The 21,256-nt window shown below is 59.3% G+C and carries 21 protein-coding genes, 4 tRNA genes and 1 pseudogene; 12 read left to right on the plus strand and 14 right to left on the minus strand.

Annotation, left to right across the window (positions count from 1 at the left end; all coding sequences use genetic code 11):
• Positions 1–13: 13 nt before the first annotated feature.
• The 4 genes from K0F88_RS19150 to K0F88_RS19165 all read right to left on the minus strand — a co-directional run bounded on the left by K0F88_RS19150 (position 14) and on the right by K0F88_RS19165 (position 4,305).
• A complete protein-coding gene (locus K0F88_RS19150) occupies positions 14–1,354 on the minus strand; it encodes a sigma-54 dependent transcriptional regulator (protein WP_094470585.1) in 1,341 nt (446 codons plus the stop codon).
• Positions 1,355–1,356: 2 nt separating this feature from the next.
• Positions 1,357–2,946, minus strand: a complete 1,590-nt coding sequence (locus K0F88_RS19155; protein WP_094470586.1) for a PAS domain-containing sensor histidine kinase — start codon at positions 2,944–2,946, stop codon at positions 1,357–1,359.
• A complete protein-coding gene (locus K0F88_RS19160) occupies positions 2,936–3,169 on the minus strand; it encodes a PP0621 family protein (protein WP_094470587.1) in 234 nt (77 codons plus the stop codon). The genes K0F88_RS19155 and K0F88_RS19160 overlap by 11 nt, the downstream gene beginning before the upstream one ends.
• 113 nt (positions 3,170–3,282) lie before the next feature.
• A complete protein-coding gene (locus K0F88_RS19165; protein ID WP_219096095.1) occupies positions 3,283–4,305 on the minus strand; it encodes an outer membrane protein assembly factor BamD in 1,023 nt (340 codons plus the stop codon).
• Between the two features lie 151 nt (positions 4,306–4,456).
• Between K0F88_RS19165 and rluD the strand changes: the two genes are divergently transcribed.
• The 9 genes and pseudogenes from rluD to K0F88_RS33010 all read left to right on the plus strand — a co-directional run bounded on the left by rluD (position 4,457) and on the right by K0F88_RS33010 (position 11,343).
• Positions 4,457–5,419, plus strand: coding sequence for a 23S rRNA pseudouridine(1911/1915/1917) synthase RluD (gene rluD / locus K0F88_RS19170; protein WP_007942311.1), 963 nt, complete (start codon positions 4,457–4,459; stop codon positions 5,417–5,419).
• Positions 5,416–6,141 (plus strand): peptidoglycan editing factor PgeF, encoded by a 726-nt coding sequence (pgeF, locus tag K0F88_RS19175; RefSeq protein WP_219096096.1) that lies wholly within the window; start codon positions 5,416–5,418, stop codon positions 6,139–6,141. The genes rluD and pgeF overlap by 4 nt, the downstream gene beginning before the upstream one ends.
• A 130-nt stretch (positions 6,142–6,271) precedes the next feature.
• Positions 6,272–8,836 carry an ATP-dependent chaperone ClpB gene (clpB, locus tag K0F88_RS19180; RefSeq protein ID WP_219096097.1) on the plus strand — a complete coding sequence of 855 codons (2,565 nt, stop codon included), beginning with the start codon at positions 6,272–6,274 and terminating at the stop codon, positions 8,834–8,836.
• Positions 8,837–9,134: 298 nt separating this feature from the next.
• A tRNA-Asn gene (locus K0F88_RS19185) sits at positions 9,135–9,210 on the plus strand.
• A 9-nt stretch (positions 9,211–9,219) separates the two neighbouring features.
• Positions 9,220–9,296 (plus strand) — tRNA-Pro (locus K0F88_RS19190).
• Positions 9,297–9,301: 5 nt separating this feature from the next.
• Positions 9,302–9,377: transfer RNA gene (locus K0F88_RS19195), tRNA-Lys, on the plus strand.
• Positions 9,378–9,472: 95 nt separating this feature from the next.
• Positions 9,473–9,549: transfer RNA gene (locus K0F88_RS19200), tRNA-Pro, on the plus strand.
• 168 nt (positions 9,550–9,717) lie between these two features.
• A pseudogene (locus K0F88_RS33005) lies at positions 9,718–10,488 on the plus strand (MCP four helix bundle domain-containing protein); the annotation flags it as partial.
• The gene (locus K0F88_RS33010; RefSeq protein ID WP_374039726.1) at positions 10,480–11,343 is read left to right on the plus strand and encodes a methyl-accepting chemotaxis protein; all 864 of its coding nucleotides are present in this window, start codon (positions 10,480–10,482) and stop codon (positions 11,341–11,343) included. The pseudogene K0F88_RS33005 and the gene K0F88_RS33010, both read left to right, overlap by 9 nt.
• Before the next feature lie 60 nt (positions 11,344–11,403).
• On the opposite strand, the gene K0F88_RS19210 is transcribed toward K0F88_RS33010, so the two are convergent.
• The 5 genes from K0F88_RS19210 to K0F88_RS19230 form a co-directional block, all read right to left on the minus strand.
• A complete protein-coding gene (locus K0F88_RS19210; RefSeq protein WP_010467563.1) occupies positions 11,404–11,802 on the minus strand; it encodes a hypothetical protein in 399 nt (132 codons plus the stop codon).
• 340 nt (positions 11,803–12,142) lie between these two features.
• Positions 12,143–13,441 carry an NAD(P)/FAD-dependent oxidoreductase gene (locus tag K0F88_RS19215; RefSeq protein WP_219096099.1) on the minus strand — a complete coding sequence of 433 codons (1,299 nt, stop codon included), beginning with the start codon at positions 13,439–13,441 and terminating at the stop codon, positions 12,143–12,145.
• 60 nt (positions 13,442–13,501) lie between these two features.
• Entirely contained in the window at positions 13,502–13,675 is a 174-nt protein-coding gene (locus K0F88_RS19220; RefSeq protein WP_008028730.1) for a DUF3094 domain-containing protein, read from the minus strand.
• Between the two features lie 51 nt (positions 13,676–13,726).
• A complete protein-coding gene (locus tag K0F88_RS19225) occupies positions 13,727–14,254 on the minus strand; it encodes an MOSC domain-containing protein (protein ID WP_094470594.1) in 528 nt (175 codons plus the stop codon).
• A complete protein-coding gene (locus tag K0F88_RS19230) occupies positions 14,251–14,877 on the minus strand; it encodes a DUF1780 domain-containing protein (protein WP_109634930.1) in 627 nt (208 codons plus the stop codon). The genes K0F88_RS19225 and K0F88_RS19230 overlap by 4 nt, the downstream gene beginning before the upstream one ends.
• A 129-nt stretch (positions 14,878–15,006) precedes the next feature.
• Here K0F88_RS19230 and K0F88_RS19235 point away from each other — a divergent pair, with 129 nt between their 5' ends.
• The 3 genes from K0F88_RS19235 (at position 15,007) to K0F88_RS19245 (ending at position 16,439) form a co-directional block, all read left to right on the plus strand.
• Entirely contained in the window at positions 15,007–15,474 is a 468-nt protein-coding gene (locus K0F88_RS19235) for an FAD/FMN-containing dehydrogenase (RefSeq protein WP_094470617.1), read from the plus strand.
• Positions 15,471–16,160, plus strand: coding sequence for an energy-coupling factor ABC transporter permease (locus K0F88_RS19240; RefSeq protein WP_094470596.1), 690 nt, complete (start codon positions 15,471–15,473; stop codon positions 16,158–16,160). The genes K0F88_RS19235 and K0F88_RS19240 overlap by 4 nt, the downstream gene beginning before the upstream one ends.
• A gap of 63 nt (positions 16,161–16,223) precedes the next feature.
• Entirely contained in the window at positions 16,224–16,439 is a 216-nt protein-coding gene (locus K0F88_RS19245; RefSeq protein WP_094470597.1) for a hypothetical protein, read from the plus strand.
• Between the two features lie 3 nt (positions 16,440–16,442).
• Here K0F88_RS19245 and yacG read toward each other — a convergent pair whose 3' ends face one another.
• The 5 genes from yacG to pilB are packed head-to-tail and all read right to left on the minus strand — an operon-like array spanning position 16,443 to position 21,054.
• Entirely contained in the window at positions 16,443–16,643 is a 201-nt protein-coding gene (gene yacG, locus K0F88_RS19250; RefSeq protein WP_094470598.1) for a DNA gyrase inhibitor YacG, read from the minus strand.
• The gene (coaE, locus tag K0F88_RS19255; RefSeq protein WP_219096100.1) at positions 16,640–17,263 is read right to left on the minus strand and encodes a dephospho-CoA kinase; all 624 of its coding nucleotides are present in this window, start codon (positions 17,261–17,263) and stop codon (positions 16,640–16,642) included. The genes yacG and coaE overlap by 4 nt, the downstream gene beginning before the upstream one ends.
• On the minus strand, positions 17,260–18,132 hold the full coding sequence (locus K0F88_RS19260; protein ID WP_219096101.1) for an A24 family peptidase: 873 nt from the start codon (positions 18,130–18,132) through the stop codon (positions 17,260–17,262). Before K0F88_RS19260 ends, coaE begins: the two co-directional genes overlap by 4 nt.
• Before the next feature lies 1 nt (position 18,133).
• Positions 18,134–19,351 carry a type II secretion system F family protein gene (locus K0F88_RS19265; RefSeq protein ID WP_094470601.1) on the minus strand — a complete coding sequence of 406 codons (1,218 nt, stop codon included), beginning with the start codon at positions 19,349–19,351 and terminating at the stop codon, positions 18,134–18,136.
• 2 nt (positions 19,352–19,353) lie between these two features.
• A complete protein-coding gene (gene pilB / locus K0F88_RS19270; RefSeq protein WP_094470602.1) occupies positions 19,354–21,054 on the minus strand; it encodes a type IV-A pilus assembly ATPase PilB in 1,701 nt (566 codons plus the stop codon).
• Positions 21,055–21,256 lie beyond the last annotated feature (202 nt).

Below are 21,256 nucleotides of genomic sequence, written 5' to 3' on the forward strand. Positions count from 1 at the left end.
CGCGAAGGGGCCCTCAATCCAGACCCAATTTCTTGAGCCGATAACGCATCGACCTGAATGAAAGATTCAACCGCTGAGCCGCCGCCGTGCGGTTCCAGCGGGTTTCCTCTAGTGCCTGGAGGATGAGTTTGCGTTCGACGTTTTCCAGATAGTCTTCCAGGTTGTCGATCTGCGTCAGGTCCGGCACGCCGCTCTCTGCCATGCAGTTACCTTCGGCCAGTCGCAGGTCGCTGGCTTCAATCTGTTTGTTCTCACACAGGGTGTAAGCCCGTTCCAGCACGTTCTCCAGTTCCCGCACGTTACCCGGAAAGCGGTAGCTTTTCAGTGCGTCCAGGGCGAGTGGATGGAGTTTTGCGGCGGGTTGACCACTGCCGGTCGCCAGGCGCTTGAGTACATGGCTGGCCAGCGGTTCGATGTCGTCGCGGCGCTCGCGCAAAGAAGGAACGCGTAGTTCGATCACGTTCAACCGGTAGTACAAATCCTGGCGAAAGCGTTCGGCGGTGACTTCGGCATCGAGGTCTTTGTGGGTGGCGCAAAGGATGCGGACATCGACCACCATTTCTTGCTGACCACCGACACTGCGAATGGCTTTCTCCTGAATGGCCCGGAGCAGTTTGACCTGCATCGCCAAGGGCAGATCGGCGACTTCGTCGAGAAACAGTGTGCCGCCGTGGGCGGCCTGGAATAGCCCGGGCTTGTCTTCGATGGCGCCGCTGAAACTGCCTTTGCGATGACCGAAGAATTCGCTTTCCATCAACTCCGACGGAATGGCCCCGCAGTTGACCGGGACGAACGGTTGATTGGCCCGCGGGCCCTGCTCGTGGATCAGTCGGGCGACCAATTCCTTGCCGCTGCCGGATTCGCCGCTGATGTACACCGGGGCCTGACTGCGGGCGAGTTTGTCGATTTGTTTGCGCAGGTTGCGCATGGGCAGTGAATCGCCCAGTAACCGACGATCGATGGCGGTACTGGTGCCACCCGGTGCCGGCAAGCGCAGGGCACTGGTGACCAGTTCGCGCAGGCGCGTCAGGTCAACCGGCTTGGTCAGGAAGTCGAAAGCCCCTGCCTTGAGGGCGTTGATCGCCGTTTCGAGGCTGCCGTAAGCGGTGATCATCGCCACCGGCACGTGTGGGTAACGCTGCTGGATGTACTGCACCAACTCAAGGCCGGTGCCGTCGGGCAGGCGCATGTCCGTCAGGCACAGGTCGAATGTCTCCCGCGTCAACAAGGCCTGGGCTTCGCCAAGGTTGCGGGCACTGTAGGTGTCGAGTTTCATCCGTCCCAGGGTGATTTCCAGGAGTTCGCGGATATCCGGTTCGTCGTCGACGATCAGGACTTTTGGCCGTGGGCTCATGTTCAACTTTGTTTCCGTCCGTGAGCAAAAGTGATGCGAAAGCAGCCGCCGCCTTGGCGTGGTTTGAAGTCTAGGCGGGCCTGGTTGCTTTCGCACAGCTCACGGGACAGATAAAGCCCCAGGCCTGTGCCCTGGCTACTGGTGGTAAAGAACGGTTCGAACAAATGCGACTGTTGGTCCGGCGCCACGCCGGGGCCGTTGTCCCGGACTTCGAGCGTCGGCAACTGGCTGTCTGGTTCGACAAACATCTCGAGCCAGACCTGCGCCAAGTCGTGATTCAGGGCGCTATGGCGCCAGGCATTGCGCAACAGATTGTCGAGAATCTGGGTCAGCTGATTCGGGTCCATCAGGGTTTTGAAGTCGCCGGGGCCGATGTGCAGGTGAATCAATTGGCGATCGGTCGTGCCTTCACGGGTTTCGGCGACGAAGTGCTCCAGCCACGGCTTCAGATCAAGCCGTTGCGATACGGTTTGCTGGCGGCGGGACATTTGAAGGACGTTTTCGATAACCCGATTCATTCGCTGAGAGTGGTCTTGAATAATCTGCGTCAGACGCCGATCCGCGCCGTTCAGTTCCTTGGATTCCTGCAATAGCTGCGCGGCATGACTAACGGCGCCCAGTGGATTGCGGATTTCATGGGCGATACCGGCCGTCAGGCGACCGAGTGCGGCAAGTTTCAGTTGCTGCGCTTGTTGGGCGATCTGGGCAAGGTCCTCGAGAAACACCAGGGTATGGTGGTTCGGGCTTTGGTCCAGGGCAATGAAGCTGGGTTGCAGTTCAACACCACTGCTGGCGATTTTCAGGCTTTGCGGTCGCAGCGATGGATTGTTGAACCACAGCTGAAGGCGTTCGACCAGTGTCGGCGAATAGTCGTCGATCAATTGACCATCGAGGTCGTTTTGCCCCAGCAGGATCAAGGCGCTGTGATTGGCCAGTTGCACCCGTCGCTGGTCGTCCAGCACCAGGATGCCCGTGCGCATGCGATGCAGGATCAACGCATTGAGCGCTTCCAGGCCAACCACTTCACTGGCCCGTTGTTCGGCGAGGTGCTCGCTGACTTCCAGTCGCCTGATCAGACCTTGCACCAGCAACGCAGCGGCAAAACACAGCGCGCCGAGGGTGCCGACTTGCAGGTACTCGCCGGGACTGATCGGGTGACTGAAGCTCAGGAGGAAGCCAAGGCCGACGATGCCAAGGGCGGCGACCGCCGCGATCAACAAGCCGATACGTCCGCGCAACAGGGTGTTGCTGATGGCCACCGAGACAATGAGCAGGTTGCCGATGGCGCTGGCCACGCCGCCCGCGGCATAGAACAGGCCGCACAGCAGCAGGACATCGACCAATGCGAGGCTGAAAAGCTGTGAAGGCCGTCGGGTGTTCTCCCAAAAGACCACCAGCAGGATGTTCAGCACCAGGTACAACCAACTGCCACTGCGCAGCAGGTCGTCCTGGGCGAAGGCCAGCAACTGGCTGTCCATGTTGCTGGAAATCAACAGCACCAGGGTGATGCCGACGCTTAAACGGTAGAGATGATAAAGGCGCAACAGTCGCTGGGCCTGTTTGCCGCCGGGACTGGACGTCTCAGCGACCACTTGGGCCCGGGCCTTGCTCAAGGTGAGCCTGGCTGCAATACCATTGTTGCTGAAGGCTCAGTGCGCGATCGCGGGGCAGGTGTACGCCGCAATGCGCGCAGCGGACCATCGGCGCGGCATCCAGCTCGGCGGAGGACCTGGGCGCGGAAGTCGAAGCCTTGAACTTTCGCCAGAACCATACCGCAGCGGCAATCAGGGCGATCCAGAACAGTAAACGAAGCATGGTGAGCTGCTTTATTGGCTAATGAGCAGGCAGTTTAGCCAAGGACCTGACCTGCGCACAGCGCAATAAAAAAGGGAGACTCAAGAGTCTCCCTTTTTGCATAACCCGATGTGTCAGTCGAACACACCGAAGGTCATGTAGCTGAACCACGAGCGGTCTTCGTTGTTGCCTTGCGCTTCGTGTTCCTCTTCTTCGATCACGTCGCCATCTGCATCTTTAGGCTTCAGATCGTTCGGAATCGCGTCCTTGGCATCCTGGAACTGCTTCTGCACGTCCTGGTTGGCGCGGGTTTCGCCCGGCGGCAGCGGCGGACGGGATTCGATCAGGCCCAGGGTGGCCTTGCTCAGCCACGAACGGTTGTCGGCTTCGTCGACCGAAGGCTTGAACTGACCGTCTACCAAACTTGGATGGTTCGGGTAGTTGAGCTTCAGGGTTTCGAGACTGGTGGCTGCCAGGTCGTCCAGGTGCAGACGTTGGTAGGCTTCAGTCATCACTGCCAGGCCGTCACCGACCGACGGGGTTTCCTGGAAGTTTTCCACCACGTAACGGCCACGGTTCGCGGCGGCGACATAGGCCTGACGGGTCAGGTAGTAGTCGGCAACGTGAATCTCGTAGGCCGCCAGCAGGTTGCGCAGGTAGATCATGCGCTGCTTGGCGTCCGGCGAGTAGCGGCTGTTCGGGAAACGGCTGGTCAGCTGGGCGAACTCGTTGTACGAGTCGCGGGCAGCACCCGGGTCACGCTTGGTCATGTCCAGCGGCAGGAAACGCGACAGCAGGCCGACGTCCTGGTCGAAAGAAGTCAGACCCTTGAGGTAATACGCGTAATCCACGTTCGGATGCTGTGGGTGCAAACGAATGAAACGCTCGGCAGCAGACTTCGCAGCCTCAGGCTCGGTGTTCTTGTAGTTGGCGTAGATCAGCTCGAGTTGAGCCTGATCGGCGTAGCGCCCGAACGGATAACGCGACTCCAGCGCCTTCAGCTTGGCTGTGGCGGCAGTGTAGCTGTTGTTGTCCAGGTCGGTCTGAGCCTGCTGGTACAGCTCGACTTCGCTAAGGTTTTCGTCTACGACTTCCTTCGATGAGCAAGCAGCGGTCAATGCGAGGATGGCGATCAGCAGCAGGTGTTTCACTTGCATGGCGGCTTGCGTCCCTATGACGGCCGCTGTCTTGGGCGGGGCCGTCCTGTTATGATGAGCGCCCCGTTGATAAGCCTCGGGGCAAAAGACGCCGTATTTAACCACAAGCGCGCAGCCGAAACCAAAGGCTGTGCCGACGCCTAGTCTGAGCATGTCCGATAAAATTGAACTTCGCGCAGAGGTGCCGTCCGAATTGGGCGGCCAACGCCTCGATCAAGTCGCCGCACAATTATTCGCTGAGCACTCGCGCTCGCGCCTTTCCGCCTGGATCAAAGACGGCCGCCTGACTGTGGATGGGGCGGTTATCCGCCCGCGAGACATCGTTCATGGTGGTGCCATTCTTGAACTGACTGCCGAGCAGGAAGCTCAGGGCGAATGGATCGCTCAAGACATCGAGCTGGACATCGTCTATGAAGACGACGACATCCTGGTGATCAACAAACCCGCGGGTCTGGTGGTGCATCCTGCCGCCGGTCACGCGGATGGCACCTTGCTCAACGCCTTGCTGCACCACGTGCCGGACATTATCAATGTGCCCCGCGCCGGTATCGTGCATCGCCTTGACAAGGACACCACCGGTCTGATGGTGGTGGCCAAGACCATTCAGGCGCAGACACAGCTTGTCACGCAATTGCAGAGCCGCAGCGTAAGCCGGATCTACGAATGCATCGTGATCGGTGTGGTGACGGCCGGCGGCAAGATCAATGCGCCGATCGGTCGTCACGGCCAGCAACGCCAGCGCATGGCCGTGATGGAAGGGGGCAAGCAAGCCGTCAGCCATTACCGCGTGCTCGAGCGTTTCCGCTCCCACACGCATGTGCGGGTGAAGCTGGAAACCGGTCGTACACACCAGATTCGCGTGCACATGGCTCACATCAACTACCCGTTGGTCGGAGACCCTGCCTACGGTGGTCGCTTCCGTATTCCACCGGCTGCCAGTGTGACCATGGTCGAATCGTTGAAGGCGTTCCCGCGTCAGGCCCTGCACGCACGGTTCCTGGAGCTGGATCACCCGACTACCGGAAAACGCATGAGCTGGGAATCGCCACTGCCGGACGATTTCGTCTGGTTGCTGACCCTGCTCAAGCAAGACCGTGAGGCGTTCATCGGATGAGTGACTGGCTGATTCCCGACTGGCCTGCGCCTGCCGGGGTGAAAGCCTGTGTGACCACCCGAGCGGGCGGCGTCAGTCTGGCGCCGTTCGACAGCCTCAACCTTGGCGATCACGTCGACGACAACCCCGAAGCGGTTGCCGAAAATCGCCGTCGCCTCACCGATCATTTCTCTATTCAGCCAGCCTGGTTAAAGCAGGTTCACGGCATTGTCGTGGCTCATGCTGATCCAGGCCTCGTGGCCACTGCTGACGCAAGTTGGACCGCAACACCTGGCATTGCCTGCGCGGCAATGACCGCTGATTGCCTGCCAGCCTTGTTTTGCGACCGTGCGGGCACTCGCGTAGCGGCGGCCCATGCCGGTTGGCGTGGATTGGCGGCGGGTGTGCTCGAAGCCACCCTCGATAGTCTCGATGTGCCACCAGAAGACGTGCTGGTCTGGCTGGGCCCGGCCATTGGCCCGCAAGCTTTTGAGGTCGGCCCCGAAGTACGCGAGACCTTCGTCCAGCAACTGCCCGAAGCGGCCAAGGCCTTCGTGCCCAGCCAAAATGCCGGCAAGTTCATGGCCGACATCTACGAGCTGGCGCGCCTACGTCTGGCCGTTCGTGGTGTCACCGCTGTTTATGGCGGCGGTTTCTGCACCGTCACCGATCCTCGCTTCTTTTCCTACCGCCGCAACCCACGCACCGGTCGGTTTGCCTCCCTTGTCTGGCTCGAACGCTAGACTTCTCTGATCTACATCAACTGTACGACGCTTGAATCTCCCAGAATCGACCACATCTAATGAGGTATCTGGCAGGTTTCTTCATTCAGGATGTTTTATAGGTCCGGCCTGCTCAAAAGGAAGGTGACCCATGCGTATAGATCGTTTAACCAGCAAGTTGCAGTTAGCTCTATCCGACGCCCAATCCCTGGCCGTCGGCCTGGACCATCCCGGCATCGAGCCGGCGCACTTGATGCAGGCCATGCTTGAACAGCAGGGTGGTTCGATCAAACCCCTGTTGATGCAGGTCGGTTTCGACGTCAACAGCCTGCGTAAAGAGCTGACCAAAGAGCTCGACCAGCTCCCGAAAATCCAGAACCCGACCGGCGACGTGAACATGTCGCAGGATCTGGCGCGCCTACTTAACCAGGCCGATCGCCTGGCCCAGCAGAAGGGCGATCAGTTCATTTCCAGTGAGTTGGTGTTGCTCGCCGCGATGGACGAGAACAGCAAGCTCGGAAAATTGCTGCTCGGTCAGGGCGTCAGCAAAAAAGCCCTCGAAAACGCGATCACTAATCTGCGTGGCGGCGAAGCGGTCAATGACGCCAACCACGAAGAATCGCGCCAGGCGCTGGACAAGTACACCGTCGACCTGACCAAGCGTGCCGAAGAAGGCAAGCTCGACCCGGTGATCGGCCGTGACGACGAAATTCGCCGGACCATCCAGGTCCTGCAACGTCGCACCAAGAATAACCCGGTGCTGATCGGTGAACCTGGCGTGGGTAAAACCGCCATCGCCGAAGGCCTGGCCCAGCGCATCATCAACGGTGAAGTGCCGGACGGTCTCAAGGGCAAGCGTCTGTTGTCCCTGGACATGGGGGCGCTGATCGCCGGTGCCAAGTACCGCGGCGAGTTCGAAGAACGCCTCAAATCCTTGCTCAACGAGCTGTCGAAGCAGGAAGGGCAAATCATTCTGTTCATCGACGAACTGCACACCATGGTCGGCGCCGGCAAAGGCGAAGGCTCGATGGATGCGGGCAACATGCTCAAGCCCGCGTTGGCGCGCGGTGAGCTGCACTGCGTTGGCGCGACGACACTCAACGAGTACCGCCAATATATAGAGAAGGATGCAGCCCTCGAACGGCGCTTCCAGAAAGTCCTGGTGGACGAGCCGAGCGAAGAAGACACCATCGCGATTCTGCGTGGCCTCAAAGAGCGTTATGAGGTTCACCACAAAGTCGCGATCACCGACGGCGCCATCATCGCCGCGGCCAAGCTCAGCCATCGCTACATTACAGACCGTCAATTGCCGGACAAGGCCATCGACCTGATCGACGAAGCGGCCAGCCGTATCCGCATGGAGATCGACTCCAAGCCGGAAGTCCTGGATCGCCTGGAACGTCGCTTGATTCAGTTGAAGGTGGAATCCCAGGCGCTGAAGAAAGAAAGCGACGAAGCCGCGATAAAACGTCTGGAAAAACTTCAGGAAGAAATCGTCCGCCTCGAACGTGAGTATTCGGACCTAGAAGAAATCTGGAACTCGGAAAAAGCCGAGGTACAGGGCTCTGCGCAGATCCAGCAGAAAATCGAACAGTCCCGTCAGGAACTGGAAGCCGCGCGCCGTAAAGGCGACCTGAACCGCATGGCCGAGCTGCAATACGGTGTGATCCCGGACCTGGAGCGCAGCCTGCAAATGGTCGATCAGCACGGTAAAAGCGAAAACCAGTTGCTGCGCAGCAAGGTGACAGAAGAAGAGATCGCCGAAGTCGTCTCGAAGTGGACCGGCATTCCGGTGTCGAAAATGCTCGAGGGCGAGCGCGACAAGCTGATGAAGATGGAAAGCCTGTTACACCAGCGTGTGATCGGTCAGGACGAAGCGGTGATCGCCGTTTCCAACGCGGTGCGGCGTTCCCGGGCCGGGTTGTCCGACCCGAATCGCCCAAGCGGTTCGTTCATGTTCCTCGGCCCGACCGGTGTCGGTAAAACCGAGCTGTGCAAGGCGCTGGCCGAGTTCCTCTTTGATACGGAAGAGGCGATGGTGAGGATCGACATGTCCGAGTTTATGGAGAAACACTCCGTGGCCCGGCTGATCGGTGCCCCACCGGGCTACGTGGGCTATGAAGAGGGCGGTTACCTGACCGAGGCGGTGCGTCGCAAGCCTTATTCGGTGATCCTCCTGGACGAGGTCGAGAAGGCCCACCCGGATGTGTTCAACATCTTGCTGCAAGTGCTGGAAGATGGCCGCCTGACGGACAGCCATGGCCGCACGGTGGATTTCAAGAACACCGTGATCGTCATGACCTCCAACCTGGGCTCGGTGCAGATCCAGGAACTGGTCGGTGATCGCGAGGCGCAGCGTGCGGCGGTGATGGATGCGATTTCCACGCACTTCCGGCCGGAGTTCATCAACCGGGTCGACGAAGTGGTGATCTTCGAGCCATTGGCGCGGGATCAGATCGCGGGCATTACCGAGATCCAGTTGGGTCGTCTGCGCAGTCGTCTGACTGAGCGCGAGCTGAAACTGGAGCTGAGTCCAGAGGCCATGGACAAGCTGATTGCGGTGGGATACGACCCGGTGTACGGCGCACGACCGCTCAAACGGGCGATTCAGCGCTGGATCGAGAACCCGCTGGCACAGCTGATTCTGTCCGGTCGTTTCATGGCTGGCGACACGGCTGTCGGCACGGTGGAGAACGACGAAATCGTATTTGCCTGACCCGTCACGGCAGTGAAATAAACAAGGCCTCGCATCGCGAGGCCTTTTTTTCGTCAGGTTGTTGAACTGAAAGGAAAAGGCTTGTAAAGTGCGCCCCGCAGTAAGTCACCCGTAAGGGTTTCTGCTCCCCAAGCAGGAATCTGAAATAAGTTGCAAATCATTAACTTGAATGCAATTTAAGGGGTTGACAGAGGTGCTTAAGATTGTAGAATAGCGCGCCTCAGACACACGAACGCAGCGATGCGAACGGGTCGAAGAGGTGAAGCAAGCGTCACAGTTGTAAATTGAAATATGTAGTTCCGTGATAGCTCAGTCGGTAGAGCAAATGACTGTTAATCATTGGGTCCCAGGTTCGAGTCCTGGTCACGGAGCCAATTTCAAACCGGGGTATAGCGCAGTCCGGTAGCGCGCCTGCTTTGGGAGCAGGATGTCAGGAGTTCGAATCCCCTTACCCCGACCATTTTTGGGTCGTTAGCTCAGTTGGTAGAGCAGTTGGCTTTTAACCAATTGGTCGTAGGTTCGAATCCCACACGACCCACCATTTTTGAAACCAGTTAACGCTGGGATCAGATCTTAAGATCAGACGCCAAAAGCTCTGTTCGCAGAAGGCGCCTTTAAAAGGTGCCTTTTTTTTACCGGGGTATAGCGCAGTCCGGTAGCGCGCCTGCTTTGGGAGCAGGATGTCAGGAGTTCGAATCCCCTTACCCCGACCATACTAAAAATCCTCGTATCGAAAGATACGGGGATTTTTTTTGTCTTCGATTTTTTGTTTTTCAAGAAGCAACACTTCAGTCATCGTACAACTTGCCGATAACGAGGCGACGGGGTACTGCCGAAACAACACCCCTTATCCAAGCCACTACAAGAATAGGGCGTTCGTTATGTTGCTTCGTCAGTTGAATATTGCTCCTCGGGCCGCCCTGGGGTTTGCCCTGATTGCCGTACTGGTTGCTTTGCTCGGGATTTTTGCACTGGGGCAGATGTCGAGTATTCGCGACAGCGAAGTGGCCGTGGAGAAACAATGGCTGCCGAGTATCCGCGGCGGGGACGAGATCCGCGAGATCATGCTGCGCATCCGCACCATTTCCCTGCGCATGGCCCTCGATCAGGACCCGAAGAACATTCCTGTCTATCGCGGCCAGATGGATACCCGCGACAAAGAACTGAGCGAAAAGATTGCGGCCTACGACCAGTTGGTCAACACCGTCGAAGGCAAGGCGCTGTATGACCAGTTCAAAACCACCTTCGCGGCGTATCGTGCCGGCATTGCCCAATCGTTCTCACTGGCGGAGCAGGGGCGCCGTGACGAACTGACCAAGCTGCTGCTGGTGGACATGAAAACCGTGGTCGATGGTTCCGGTAAACAGCTCAATGACTTGGCCGATCTGTTCGCCAAACAGGTCGCCGCCGAAAGCCAGAAATCCGAAGCGCACTACGAAACATCTCGGATGATCGTTAGCTTGTTCATCGCCCTCGCAGCCTTGGCCACCGTTGGCCTTGCGATGTTGCTCACGCGCAGCATCGTCAAACCGCTGGGCGAAGCCTTGCATGCCGCAGAAAACGTAGCCCGAGGCGATCTGACTCGCCCCATCGAAACCCATGGCAATGACGAAGTAAGCCGCTTGCTCAAGGCCCTCGCGACCATGCAACAGAACCTGCGGGAAACCCTGCAAGGTATCAGCGGTTCGGCGGCGCAATTGGCCACGGCGGCTGATGAGTTGAACGCCGTCACCCTCGACGGCACGCAGAACCTGCAACAACAGAACAACGAGATTGAACAAGCCGCCACCGCCGTCACTGAAATGACCACCGCCGTGGAAGAGGTTGCGCGCAACGCCGTGTCGACCTCCGACGCCACGCGCCAATCCAGTGAGTCCGCACACGTTGGCCAGGAGCGTGTCAGCGAAACCGTCACCGCCATCAGCGCACTTGCCAGCGATGTGCAGATCACCGGTGGGCTGGTGCAATCCCTGGCCAACCAGTCGCAGGACATTGGCAAGGTGCTGGATGTGATTCGGGCCATTGCCGAGCAAACTAATCTGCTGGCGCTCAACGCAGCCATCGAAGCGGCGCGGGCCGGGGAAAGCGGTCGAGGTTTTGCGGTGGTGGCGGACGAAGTACGTGCGCTGGCGTATCGCACCCAGCAATCGACCCAGGAAATCGAGCAAATGGTACAGGGCATGCGCAGTGGCTCAACCCAGGCGCTGGACTCCATGCAGGCGAGCTCGACCCGTGCGGCCAGCACATTGGCCCTGGCCGAGCGTGCGGGCGAGGCGTTGCAGACCATCACCGAGTCGGTCCATCAGATTCACGAACGTAACCTGGTGATCGCCAGCGCTGCTGAAGAACAAGCGCAAGTGGCGCGGGAAGTCGACCGCAACCTGGTGAATATCCGCGACCTGTCGGTGCGTTCCGCGGCCGGTGCGGATCAGACCAACGCTTCGAGCCATGAGCTTTCACAACTGGCCAATTCGCTGCGCACTATGGTGCAGCGCTTCCAGGTGTAAATCGCCAGACGAAAAAAACCGCGCTTCCCGAAGGAAAAGCGCGGTTTGATTCCTGAAGGCTTAGGCGCCGTCTTGGTCTTTCAAATGTTCGAAGAGACCTTTTGGCATTTTCTTGCCATTGGCTTCGAAGTTGGCTTTTACGTTGTCGTAAGCCTCTTGCTCGTCGATGAAGCCATCATGGTTGGTGTCGATCTTGTCAAAATTGGACTTCGGCGCGACTTTCTGGAATTCGGCACGGGAGACCTTGCCGTCGCCATCGGTATCGGTCTTCGCCATCGACGCATCGCCACACTTGCCTTCGCCACACTTGCCTTCAGGGGTTTTCACCACCTGTTCGGCCGAGGCCAGCAGGTAGCCCTGGGTCAACGGCTGCGCTGCGAATACGGAACCGGACAACATCATGCCGCCGGCCAAAACAGCGCCGAGCAGGCCAATAGTGTTTTTGGTAGTACGGGACATTTCAATACTCCTGGGTTGCACGACACAACCGTTCGATAAAGGACGCCACGTGAGTGCGGCGATAACCGTAGCGGGCGAGTTGCCTTGCTCGGATGTGGCCATTTAAAGGGCGGGGTGTATCGCTACTGTGTCGCGCAAGGGGGAGTTTGTAAGCGAAGGGGTGGAATCGCGGCGGGAGATACAGTGAGACACACAAGTGTCCGCAGGTTAGACCGAGGCGCCTGCATCGCGGGCAAGCCTCGCTCCTGCAGGTTACGCGTTGAACGCGGATTTCACGGTCGACACATTACCTGTGGGAGCGGGCTTGCCCGCGAAAAGGCCTAGATAGACGCTGAAAATCCTAGTGCAGTTTGAGTCGCGGCTCAGTCCCGCGGCCGATTTTGCTACCGAGCATCAGCATCGCCGTGCGAAACGCGCCATACAGCGCCATCTGGTGCATGCGATATAGCGACACGTAGAACATCCGCGCCAGCCAGCCTTCGAGCATCACGCTCCCGGTCAGGTTGCCCATCAAGTTACCCACCGCCGAAAAACGTGACAGCGAGATCAGCGAGCCGTAATCGGTGTACTTGTACTCCGGCAACGCCTTGCCTTCGATCCGCAGTTTCAGCGATTTGGCCAGCAACGAAGCTTGCTGGTGCGCAGCTTGGGCGCGCGGCGGTACGTTGCGATCGGTGCCCGGTTGCGGGCAGGCCGCGCAGTCCCCGAAGGCGAAAATGTTTTCGTCGCGGGTGGTTTGCAGGGTCGGCAGCACTTGCAGCTGGTTGATGCGGTTGGTTTCCAGGCCATCGATGTCCTTGAGGAAACCCGGCGCACGAATGCCGGCGGCCCAGACTTTCAGGCTGGCGTTGATCACTTTGCCGTCGGCGGTGATCAAGCTGTCAGCAGTCACTTCGCTGACCGCCGCATTGGTCATGACGTTGACCCCGAGCTTCTCCAGGGTTTTATGCACAGGCCCGCCGATGCGTTCCGGCAGGGCTGGCAGCACCCGTGGGCCGGCTTCGATCAGGGTGATGTGCATGTTTTCCGGTTTGATCCGGTCCAGGCCGTAAGCCGCCAATTCATGCGCGGCGTTGTGCAGTTCGGCGGCCAGCTCAACCCCGGTGGCCCCCGCACCGACGATGGCGACGCTGATCTGCTCGACCTTGTCGGTCTGACCGGCATGGGCGCGCAGGTAGTGATTGAGCAGTTGCTGGTGGAAACGCTCGGCCTGTTTGCGGGTGTCGAGAAACAGGCAATGCTGCGCCGCGCCCTGCGTGCCGAAATCGTTGGTGGTACTGCCGACGGCAATCACCAGCGAGTCGTAAGCCACTTCACGCGCCGGCACCAGTTCCAGGCCGGCTTCGTCGTAAGTGGCGGCCAGCTGGATTTTCTTTCGTTCGCGATCGAGCCCGCTCATGCGCCCCAGCTGGAACTCGAAGTGGTTCCATTTCGCCTGGGCAACATAGTTGAGTTCGTCTTCGGAAGAGTTCAGCGACCCGGCCGCCACTTCGTGCAACAGCGGCTTCCAGATGTGGGTCAGGTTCGCGTCGACCAGCATCACACTGGCCGTGCCACGTTTGCCCAGAGTCTTACCCAGACGGGTAGCCAACTCCAGACCGCCGGCGCCGCCGCCAACGATGACAATACGATGAGTCATAGGGATATCTCGCAAGGCTAAAAGAAATCGGTGCAATTACCCGAGCGAGCGCGAAGCTGCTCATAGCGTCAGGTAACTGATAAATCGGCTCAACAGGCCTAAACCAATGGTCACTGCCAACACCACCACCAGGAGCATCCACGGCCGGAAAGGCCGGCGCTCGACTCGGTGCTGGGACAGGTGCAGGTACTCTTCGACATGCTTCTGGTCGTCGGGGTTCAGGCGGCTGGTCATATTGGGCCTCGTCAGGTAGACGTTGCTGAATGTGTAGAAGCTACAGGCTGATTAACGAACGTTGAACGGAGCATAGCCGCTGTCGGGAATGGGCTCGACGCTCACCGTATCGTCCAGGCGGATGATTCCACCTTGTAACACTCGGGCTGTGATTCCGCCATGTCCGCGAACGGCCTGAAACGTCCCGGGGCCCAGGTTGTTCTGCAGACGCGCACACGGCTGGCACCAGCCGGTGGTTTCGAAAATGGCCTGGCCGATGCGGAAACGCCGACCCTTGAGGCTGAACAGGTTGATACCACTGATAACGAGGTTGCGCCGCAACTCTTCAGGCAAGACCGGTTGGTCGTGCGGGCGGCCCATCAGCGAACTGATCACCGCCAGATGTTCCCACTGGATCAACGTCACTTGCCGCGCATTGCGGACACCGGGGCGGGCTCGGTCGCCGGTCAGGCCGGCTTCAAGTCGCGCCTCCACGGCATCCAGTTCGATCATCGGCACGTGAGGTTCCGGGCGCACGCCGATCCAGCGCACGCGGCCGGTTTGTGGGACTTCGGCGATTAATTCCTGTAACGGGCTCACAGGCTGATCCCGACGTCGAAGACGATGCTGCGCCCCAGGTTATTGCGCAGGAAATCCGGGGCATCCGGGTGGGCGAACAGCACGCGGGCGAACGTCGGGCCGACCAGCGACAGCGAGCGCCAGCCCTGGCGCAGGTATTCGGTCGGCGGTGGAAAATGGCTGTTGAGGTCCAGTACTTCACGCTTGAGGCTGGCGAACGCGATGATGTCCAGTTCCCCCAGGTCCATGCCGCGTTCTTTGTAGTTGTGCGCTTTTTTACGCAAGGTCGGCGCCAGTCTCAGCAGAAATTCATTAGCGGGAATGCGCCGGGGCTTGGCCTCGCGACGCACGAGCTGGCTCAGGGAAAACGCGCTGCGCCGGCGTTGCAGCTCATCGCGCCATTCGTCGTTGAGGCGCCGGCCTTCGTCGAGGACGAAGAACACCTCGAAACTGGCGTCACGAAACAGCACGTCCGGTGGCTCCCCGGCAGGGGCAAACTCGTCGGCGCGATAGGGAATGTTCAGGCCTTGCAGCAGGCGCTGGCAAACCCAACGCTCACGCTCCCATTTGCGGGCATTGGACAGGAATGCGTTGGCTTGCTCGGCCGCGATGGTCAGCAGGCGTAAATAATCTGAGTCATCCATAGGCCCAAGCTTAGCGTTCAAATGCGACAAGCTGAAAGCGTTTACCGGCAAAGGACGTCACTGGGCAGTCGGAACGGGCGGTGTAGACTGATGGCAATGATGCCTAAGCGATCTGACAAGGGGTTGAACGTGAAATATTGGCCGGTGTTACTGCTGAGTCTTCTGCCCTTATGGGCCCAGGCGCTGGAGGTGGGTGAGCGACTGGCGCCCTGGACCTTGCTCGATCAATTCGACCAGGCCTACACGCTCGATAATCAGACTCAGACGTTGCTGGTGGCGCGAAGCATGGACGCTGCCAAACTGGTTGACGCTGCGCTGCAAGGCCAGCCCAAGGGTTATCTGGAGGCGCGACACGTCGTGTTTTTAGCGGACATCCAGCGCATGCCACGGCTGATCGCGAAGATGTTTGCCGTTCCGGCCATGCGCGATTATGCCTACCGGGTCATGCTGGACCGCGAGGGGCGTGTGGCGCCGCGCTATCCCGGGGCTGTGGATAAAGTGCTGTGGCTGCAACTCAAAGACGGTCATTTGGTTGCGCAACACGAATATGCCACGGCCGCGCAGCTGCATGAGGCACTGGAGAAGGTTCGACCATGATCGGTGCCGAGCTGCTGTCCCTGCAAACGCTGACAGTCGGCTGGCTGATTCTTGTGCCTGTGTTGCTCTGGGCCATCTGGCGTGCGCCGTGGGTTGAACTGTTCACCGACAGCCGCCGTCAGCATTTGCTGTTCGGCACGGTGTTCGCGCTGTTCATGCTGTGGCTGGTACGACGTGATTTCGATACAGGCGTGTCGTATCACTTCATTGGCATGACGGCTGTAACGTTGCTGCTGGATTGGCCGTTGGCGATCGTCGGTGCCTTGGTGGCGCAGTGCGGGCTGGTGCTGCTCGGGCGTCAGGATCTGGCGGCCTTCGGGGTCAACGGTGCGCTGCTGATTTTGTTGCCGGTGCTGGTGACCGAATGCTGTGCGATCCTGGTCGAGCGCGCACAGCCGCGAAATCCCTTTGTGTATATCTTCGTTTCCGGCTTCTTTGCAGCGGCGCTGTCAGCGTTGCTGTGCCTATTACTGGCGCTGTGGCTGTTGTGGTTCAACGAACGTTTCGAGATGCCGTACTGGCTGGAAGATTTTGTCGGTTATCTGTGGCTGCTGATTTTTCCGGAAGCTTTCATCAACGGCATGATTGTCAGCGCGCTGGTGGTGTTCAGCCCGGAATGGCTGGAGACCTTCAACCGCACACGCTACCTTTCGGCGCCCTGGAAAGACGACGATCCCAAGTCTTGATCCACATCAAATCCATCAATCGCTGACGCTTCCATGCTCTGCAAAACCTTCAGGAGCATCGAAATGAGTGTGTACGAATGGGCAAGGCAGGAGCTGCGTCAGAGTCTGGATGGCGCGCAGGAAGTGGGGTTTGATCCGGGATTGAGCCTGCGCGCCTTGCTCAGCGCGGTGGTGCAGCAGAGCAAGGCGGTGCGCAGTGCCGAAGACCTGGCCGACGAGTTGCGCTTTCTCGCGGAAAACCTCGATGAAGACCAGGACTATGGCTTTATGCGGCCCTGAGTCTCAGTGGCGCGGCTCGAAGTCTTCGCTGAACATCTCGTCTTCGGCGTCCGGGCTGACCGGAATCTTGTGTTCTTCCGATGCCCAGGCGCCCAGGTCGATCAGTTTGCAACGGTCCGAACAGAATGGCCGGAACGTGCTGTCGGCGCTCCATTCGACAGGGGCGCCACAGGTTGGACAATTGACGGTTGGGGTCTGGCTCATGACTGGCCTCCACGCAAAGTAAGGTAAAAGTGATGCAGGCGTTCGACCTCGCTGTGCAGCCAGGCGAGGTCGCGGTCGTTGACCACCACATCGTCGGCGTGGCTCACGCGGTCCTGGCGGCTGGATTGCGCCTTGAGGATCGCCTGGACCTGTTGCTCGCTGGTCTGGTCACGCTGCAAGGTGCGTTCGATCTGTAGCTGTTCCGGGGCGTCGATCACCAGGACCCGTTGGGTCATGGCGTACTGGCCGGACTCGATCAGCAACGGCGAAACCAGAATCGCGTAAGGCGATTGTGCCTTGGCCAGGTGATCGGTGATTTCCTTGGCGATCAGCGGATGCAGCAACGCTTCGAGCCAGCGGCGTTCCTCCGCCACCTCAAAGATCAGTTTGCGCAATGCCGCGCGATCCAGTTGCCCGTCGGCTTGCAATACGCCGGGGCCGAAATGTTCGGCGATCTTCGCCAGCGCCGGGCGCCCCGGCTCCACCACCCAGCGGGCTGCATGATCGGCGTCCACTACGTGCACGCCCAGGTCGATGAAGTGCTGGGCAGCCGCGCTTTTGCCGCTGCCGATGCCGCCGGTCAAGCCCAGGATCCAGGGTTTTTCCACAGGGGTATTCATTTCAAACCGACAAACTGCCAATAGAAGCCGGTTATTTGACCACCCCAGAGCAAGGCAATCCAGCCGGCAATTGCCAGAAAGGGTCCGAAGGGGATCGGAGTCGAGGTTTTCGCGTTGCGCAGTCGCAGCAAAATTACCCCGATGATGGCCCCCACGAGCGATGACAGGAGGAGGGTCAGCGGCAATATCTGCCAGCCACCCCAGGCCCCGAGCAGGGCCAGCAGCTTGAAATCGCCATGGCCGATGCCATCCTTGCCGGTGAGCAGCTTGAACAGCCAGAACACCGACCACAACGTCATGTAACCGGCCACTGCGCCCCACAACGCTTCATGCAATGACACGAACAATCCGAAGCTGTTGACGATCAACCCCAGCCACAGCAGCGGCAGCACCAACACATCCGGCAGCAGTTGGTGCTCGGCGTCGATCAGACTCATGCCCAGCAAACCCCAGGTCAGCACCAGCACCATGCAGGCCTGCCAGCCGAAGCCGAAATGCCAGGCGATAAACCCCGAGAGCAGACCGCAGGCCAGTTCAGTCAGCGGATAACGTTTGCTGATTGGCGCGGCGCAGTTCGAGCATCGACCCCGTAAAAACAGATAACTGAGCAGCGGGATGTTTTCCCAGGCGCGGATTCGATGGTCGCACTGTGGGCAGTGGGAATGAGGCAGCATCAAGTTGTAGGCCGGGCCCGGTGCTTCGGGCGGAACGCCCAACACGTCATGGGCTTGCAGCCGCCATTCGCGGTGGAGCATTTTCGGCAGGCGCCAGACCACCACGTTGAGGAAACTGCCAACCAGCAGGCCGACCGCCAGGGCGATGACCACGAACACCAGCGGATAGAGGATCAGGATTTCGTTCAAGGGCATGTCAGATCGCTGAGCCGAGTTGGAAGATGGGCAGGTACATCGCAACCACCAGGCCACCGACAATAACACCCAGCACCACCATGATGAACGGCTCCATCAGGCTGGTGAGGTTATCGACCATATTGTCCACTTCGTCCTCGTAGAAGCTCGCGACCTTATCGAGCATGTCGTCCAGTGCACCGGATTCTTCGCCAATGGCGGTCAACTGGATCGCCATGCTGGGAAAGATGCCCGAGGTGCGCATGGAGAAATTCAGCTGCATGCCGGTCGACACGTCCTGCTTGATGCGCAGCACCGCTCGCTTGAACACGATGTTGCCGGTCGCGCCCGCCACTGACTCCAGGGCCTCGACCAACGGCACACCGGCGGCGAATGTGGTCGACAGGGTGCGGGCGTAACGGGCCACGGCGGACTTGTACATCAGTGTGCCGATCAGCGGCAGCTTCAGCAGCCAAGTGTCCATGCGGTCCCGAAAGGCCTGGGAGGTTTCAAAGGCGTGGCGCACACCGAAGATCGCGGCGATCAACACGCCAAGTAACATCCACCACCAAGCCTGCAAGAACTCCGACAAGCCGATGACCATCACGGTGAAGGCCGGCAATTCGGCGCCAAAGCCCTTGAACACCGACTCGAACTGCGGCACCACCTTGACCAGCAGAATCCCGGTGACAATGATCGCCACAAAGACCACCGCCAGCGGGTAGGTCATGGCTTTCTTGATCTTGGCCTTGAGGCTTTCGCTCTTTTCCTTATAAGTCGCCACCCGTTCCAGCAGGGTGTCCAGCGCGCCGGCCTGCTCACCCGCGTCCACCAGGTTGCAGTACAGCTCATCGAAGTACTGCGGCTTTTTTCGCAAGGACGCAGCGAAGCTGTTACCCGCCGCGACTTCCTGCTTCACCTCGTCCACCAGTTTGCGCATGGCCGGGTTGTCGAAGCCTTCACCGATGATGTCGAACGATTGCAGCAGCGGCACGCCGGCTTTCATCATCGTTGCCATCTGCCGGGTAAACAGGGCAATTTCCTGAGCCTTGATGCGGTTGCCAAAGCTGAAAATCGAGGCGGATTTCTTGCGCACCTTGCCGGGGTTGATTCCCTGCTTGCGCAACTGGGCCTTGATCAGCGCCGGGTTGAGACCGCTCAACTCGCCGGTCATTTTGGAACCTTTCCTGTCCGTTCCTTCCCAGGCGTAGACACTGATTTTTGCTGCTTTGACCGCCATGTTCAGTCCTTGGTGACCCGGTTGATTTCTTCAAGGCTGGTGACGCCTTGCATGGCCTTGATCAAGCCCGAGGTGCGCAAGTCATTAAAACCGTCCTTGCGCATCTGGATGTCGATTTCCAGTGAGTTGCCTTCGGCCATGATCAGTCGTTGCAGGTCCGGTGTGTTCTTTACCACTTCATAAATCCCCACTCGACCTTTGTAACCGCGGTTGCACTGATCACAGCCGACCGGCTCATAGATCGTGAATGAGCCGATGCGTTCCTCGGGGAAGCCTTCCTTGAGCAGCGCTTCGCGGGGAATCACGATGGGTTTCTTGCAATGGCTGCACAATTTGCGCGCCAGCCGCTGGGCGATGATCAGGGTGACCGAGGTGGCGATGTTGAAGCCCTGAATGCCCATGTTGTGCAAGCGGGTCAGGGTTTCTGCAGCACTGTTGGTGTGCAAGGTGGAAAGCACCATGTGCCCGGTCTGGGCGGCCTTGATGGCGACTTCGGCGGTTTCGAGGTCGCGGATTTCACCGACCATGATCACGTCCGGGTCCTGACGCAGGAATGATCGCAGCGCCTGGGCGAAATCCAGCCCTTGCTTGGGGTTGACGTTGACCTGGTTGATGCCCTCCATGTTGATCTCCACCGGGTCTTCGGCGGTGGAGATGTTGATGTCCACGGTGTTGAGGATATTCAGGCCGGTGTAGAGCGACACGGTCTTGCCCGAGCCGGTCGGCCCGGTGACCAGGATCATCCCCTGTGGCTGCTTCAGCGCGGCCATGTACAAGTCTTTCTGCTCAGGCTCGTAGCCGAGGGCATCGATGCCCATTTGCGCGCTGGACGGGTCGAGGATCCGGATCACCACTTTCTCGCCCCACAGGGTTGGCAGGGTATTGACCCGGAAGTCGATGGACTTGGTCTTGGACAGGCGCATCTTGATCCGCCCGTCCTGGGGTTTGCGCCGCTCGGAGATGTCGAGGCTGGCCATGACTTTCAGCCGCGCCGCAATGCGGTTGGCCAGTTGGCTTGGCGGACTGGCGACTTCGCGGAGCATGCCGTCGGTGCGCATCCGCACCCGGTAGGTTTTTTCGTAGGGTTCGAAATGCAGGTCGGAAGAGCCGCTTTTGATCGCATCGAGCAACATCTTGTGGACGAAACGCACCACCGGCGCGTCATCGGCATCCTGGCCGGCGATGGCGTCCTTTTTGTTGTCGTCGACCGACTCGATGTCCAGCCCGTCAAGGTCAACATCGGCCATGTCTTCCAGGCCGGTGGAATGGCTGTCGAAGAATTTCTCGATGGCGTCGCTGAGTTTATCGTCCTCCACCAGGATGGCTTCGGTGTTCAACCCGGTGCTGAACTGGATGTCATTGATGGCTTGATGATTGGTCGGGTCGCAAATCCCCACGAACAGTTTGTTGCCACGGCGCCAGAGGGGCAGGGCGTGGTGCTGACGGATCAGCTTCTCGCTGACCAACCCTCGGGGCTGGGTTTCCCTGTCCAGGCAATTGAGGTCGAGCAGCGCCATGCCGAAATGCTCCGACGCAATCTCGGCGACCTGTCGGCTCTTCACCAGTTTGTTCTGCACCAGGTAACTGACCAGGGAGATTCTGCTGCGTTGGGCTTGCTGATACGCCTGTTGCGCGCTTTGTTCAGTAAGCAGTTCGGCCAGGACCAGTTGCTTGGCCAGACCGCTAAGGGCGATGTCATTCATAGGGATACCGGACGCAGACAGTTCATGACTTATAGCCTAGTCAAGGCGCTGAGCCAAACCAGCGGCCGTCAGGTGACAAATAGTGTCAGATAGTGCGGATCCTGGGGGTAGGAAAGGTCTTTGCTCTCGCTTCGCGCCCCGTGAACAGGGGGCGCAGCGCTTGGCACGGGGTGTGCTGAAGCTAGTTCAGATCATGAGATTT

The sequence above is a fragment of the Pseudomonas sp. UMAB-40 genome, from assembly GCF_900095275.1.
In the GTDB taxonomy this organism is placed as follows: Bacteria; Pseudomonadota; Gammaproteobacteria; order Pseudomonadales; family Pseudomonadaceae; genus Aquipseudomonas; species Aquipseudomonas mandelii_B.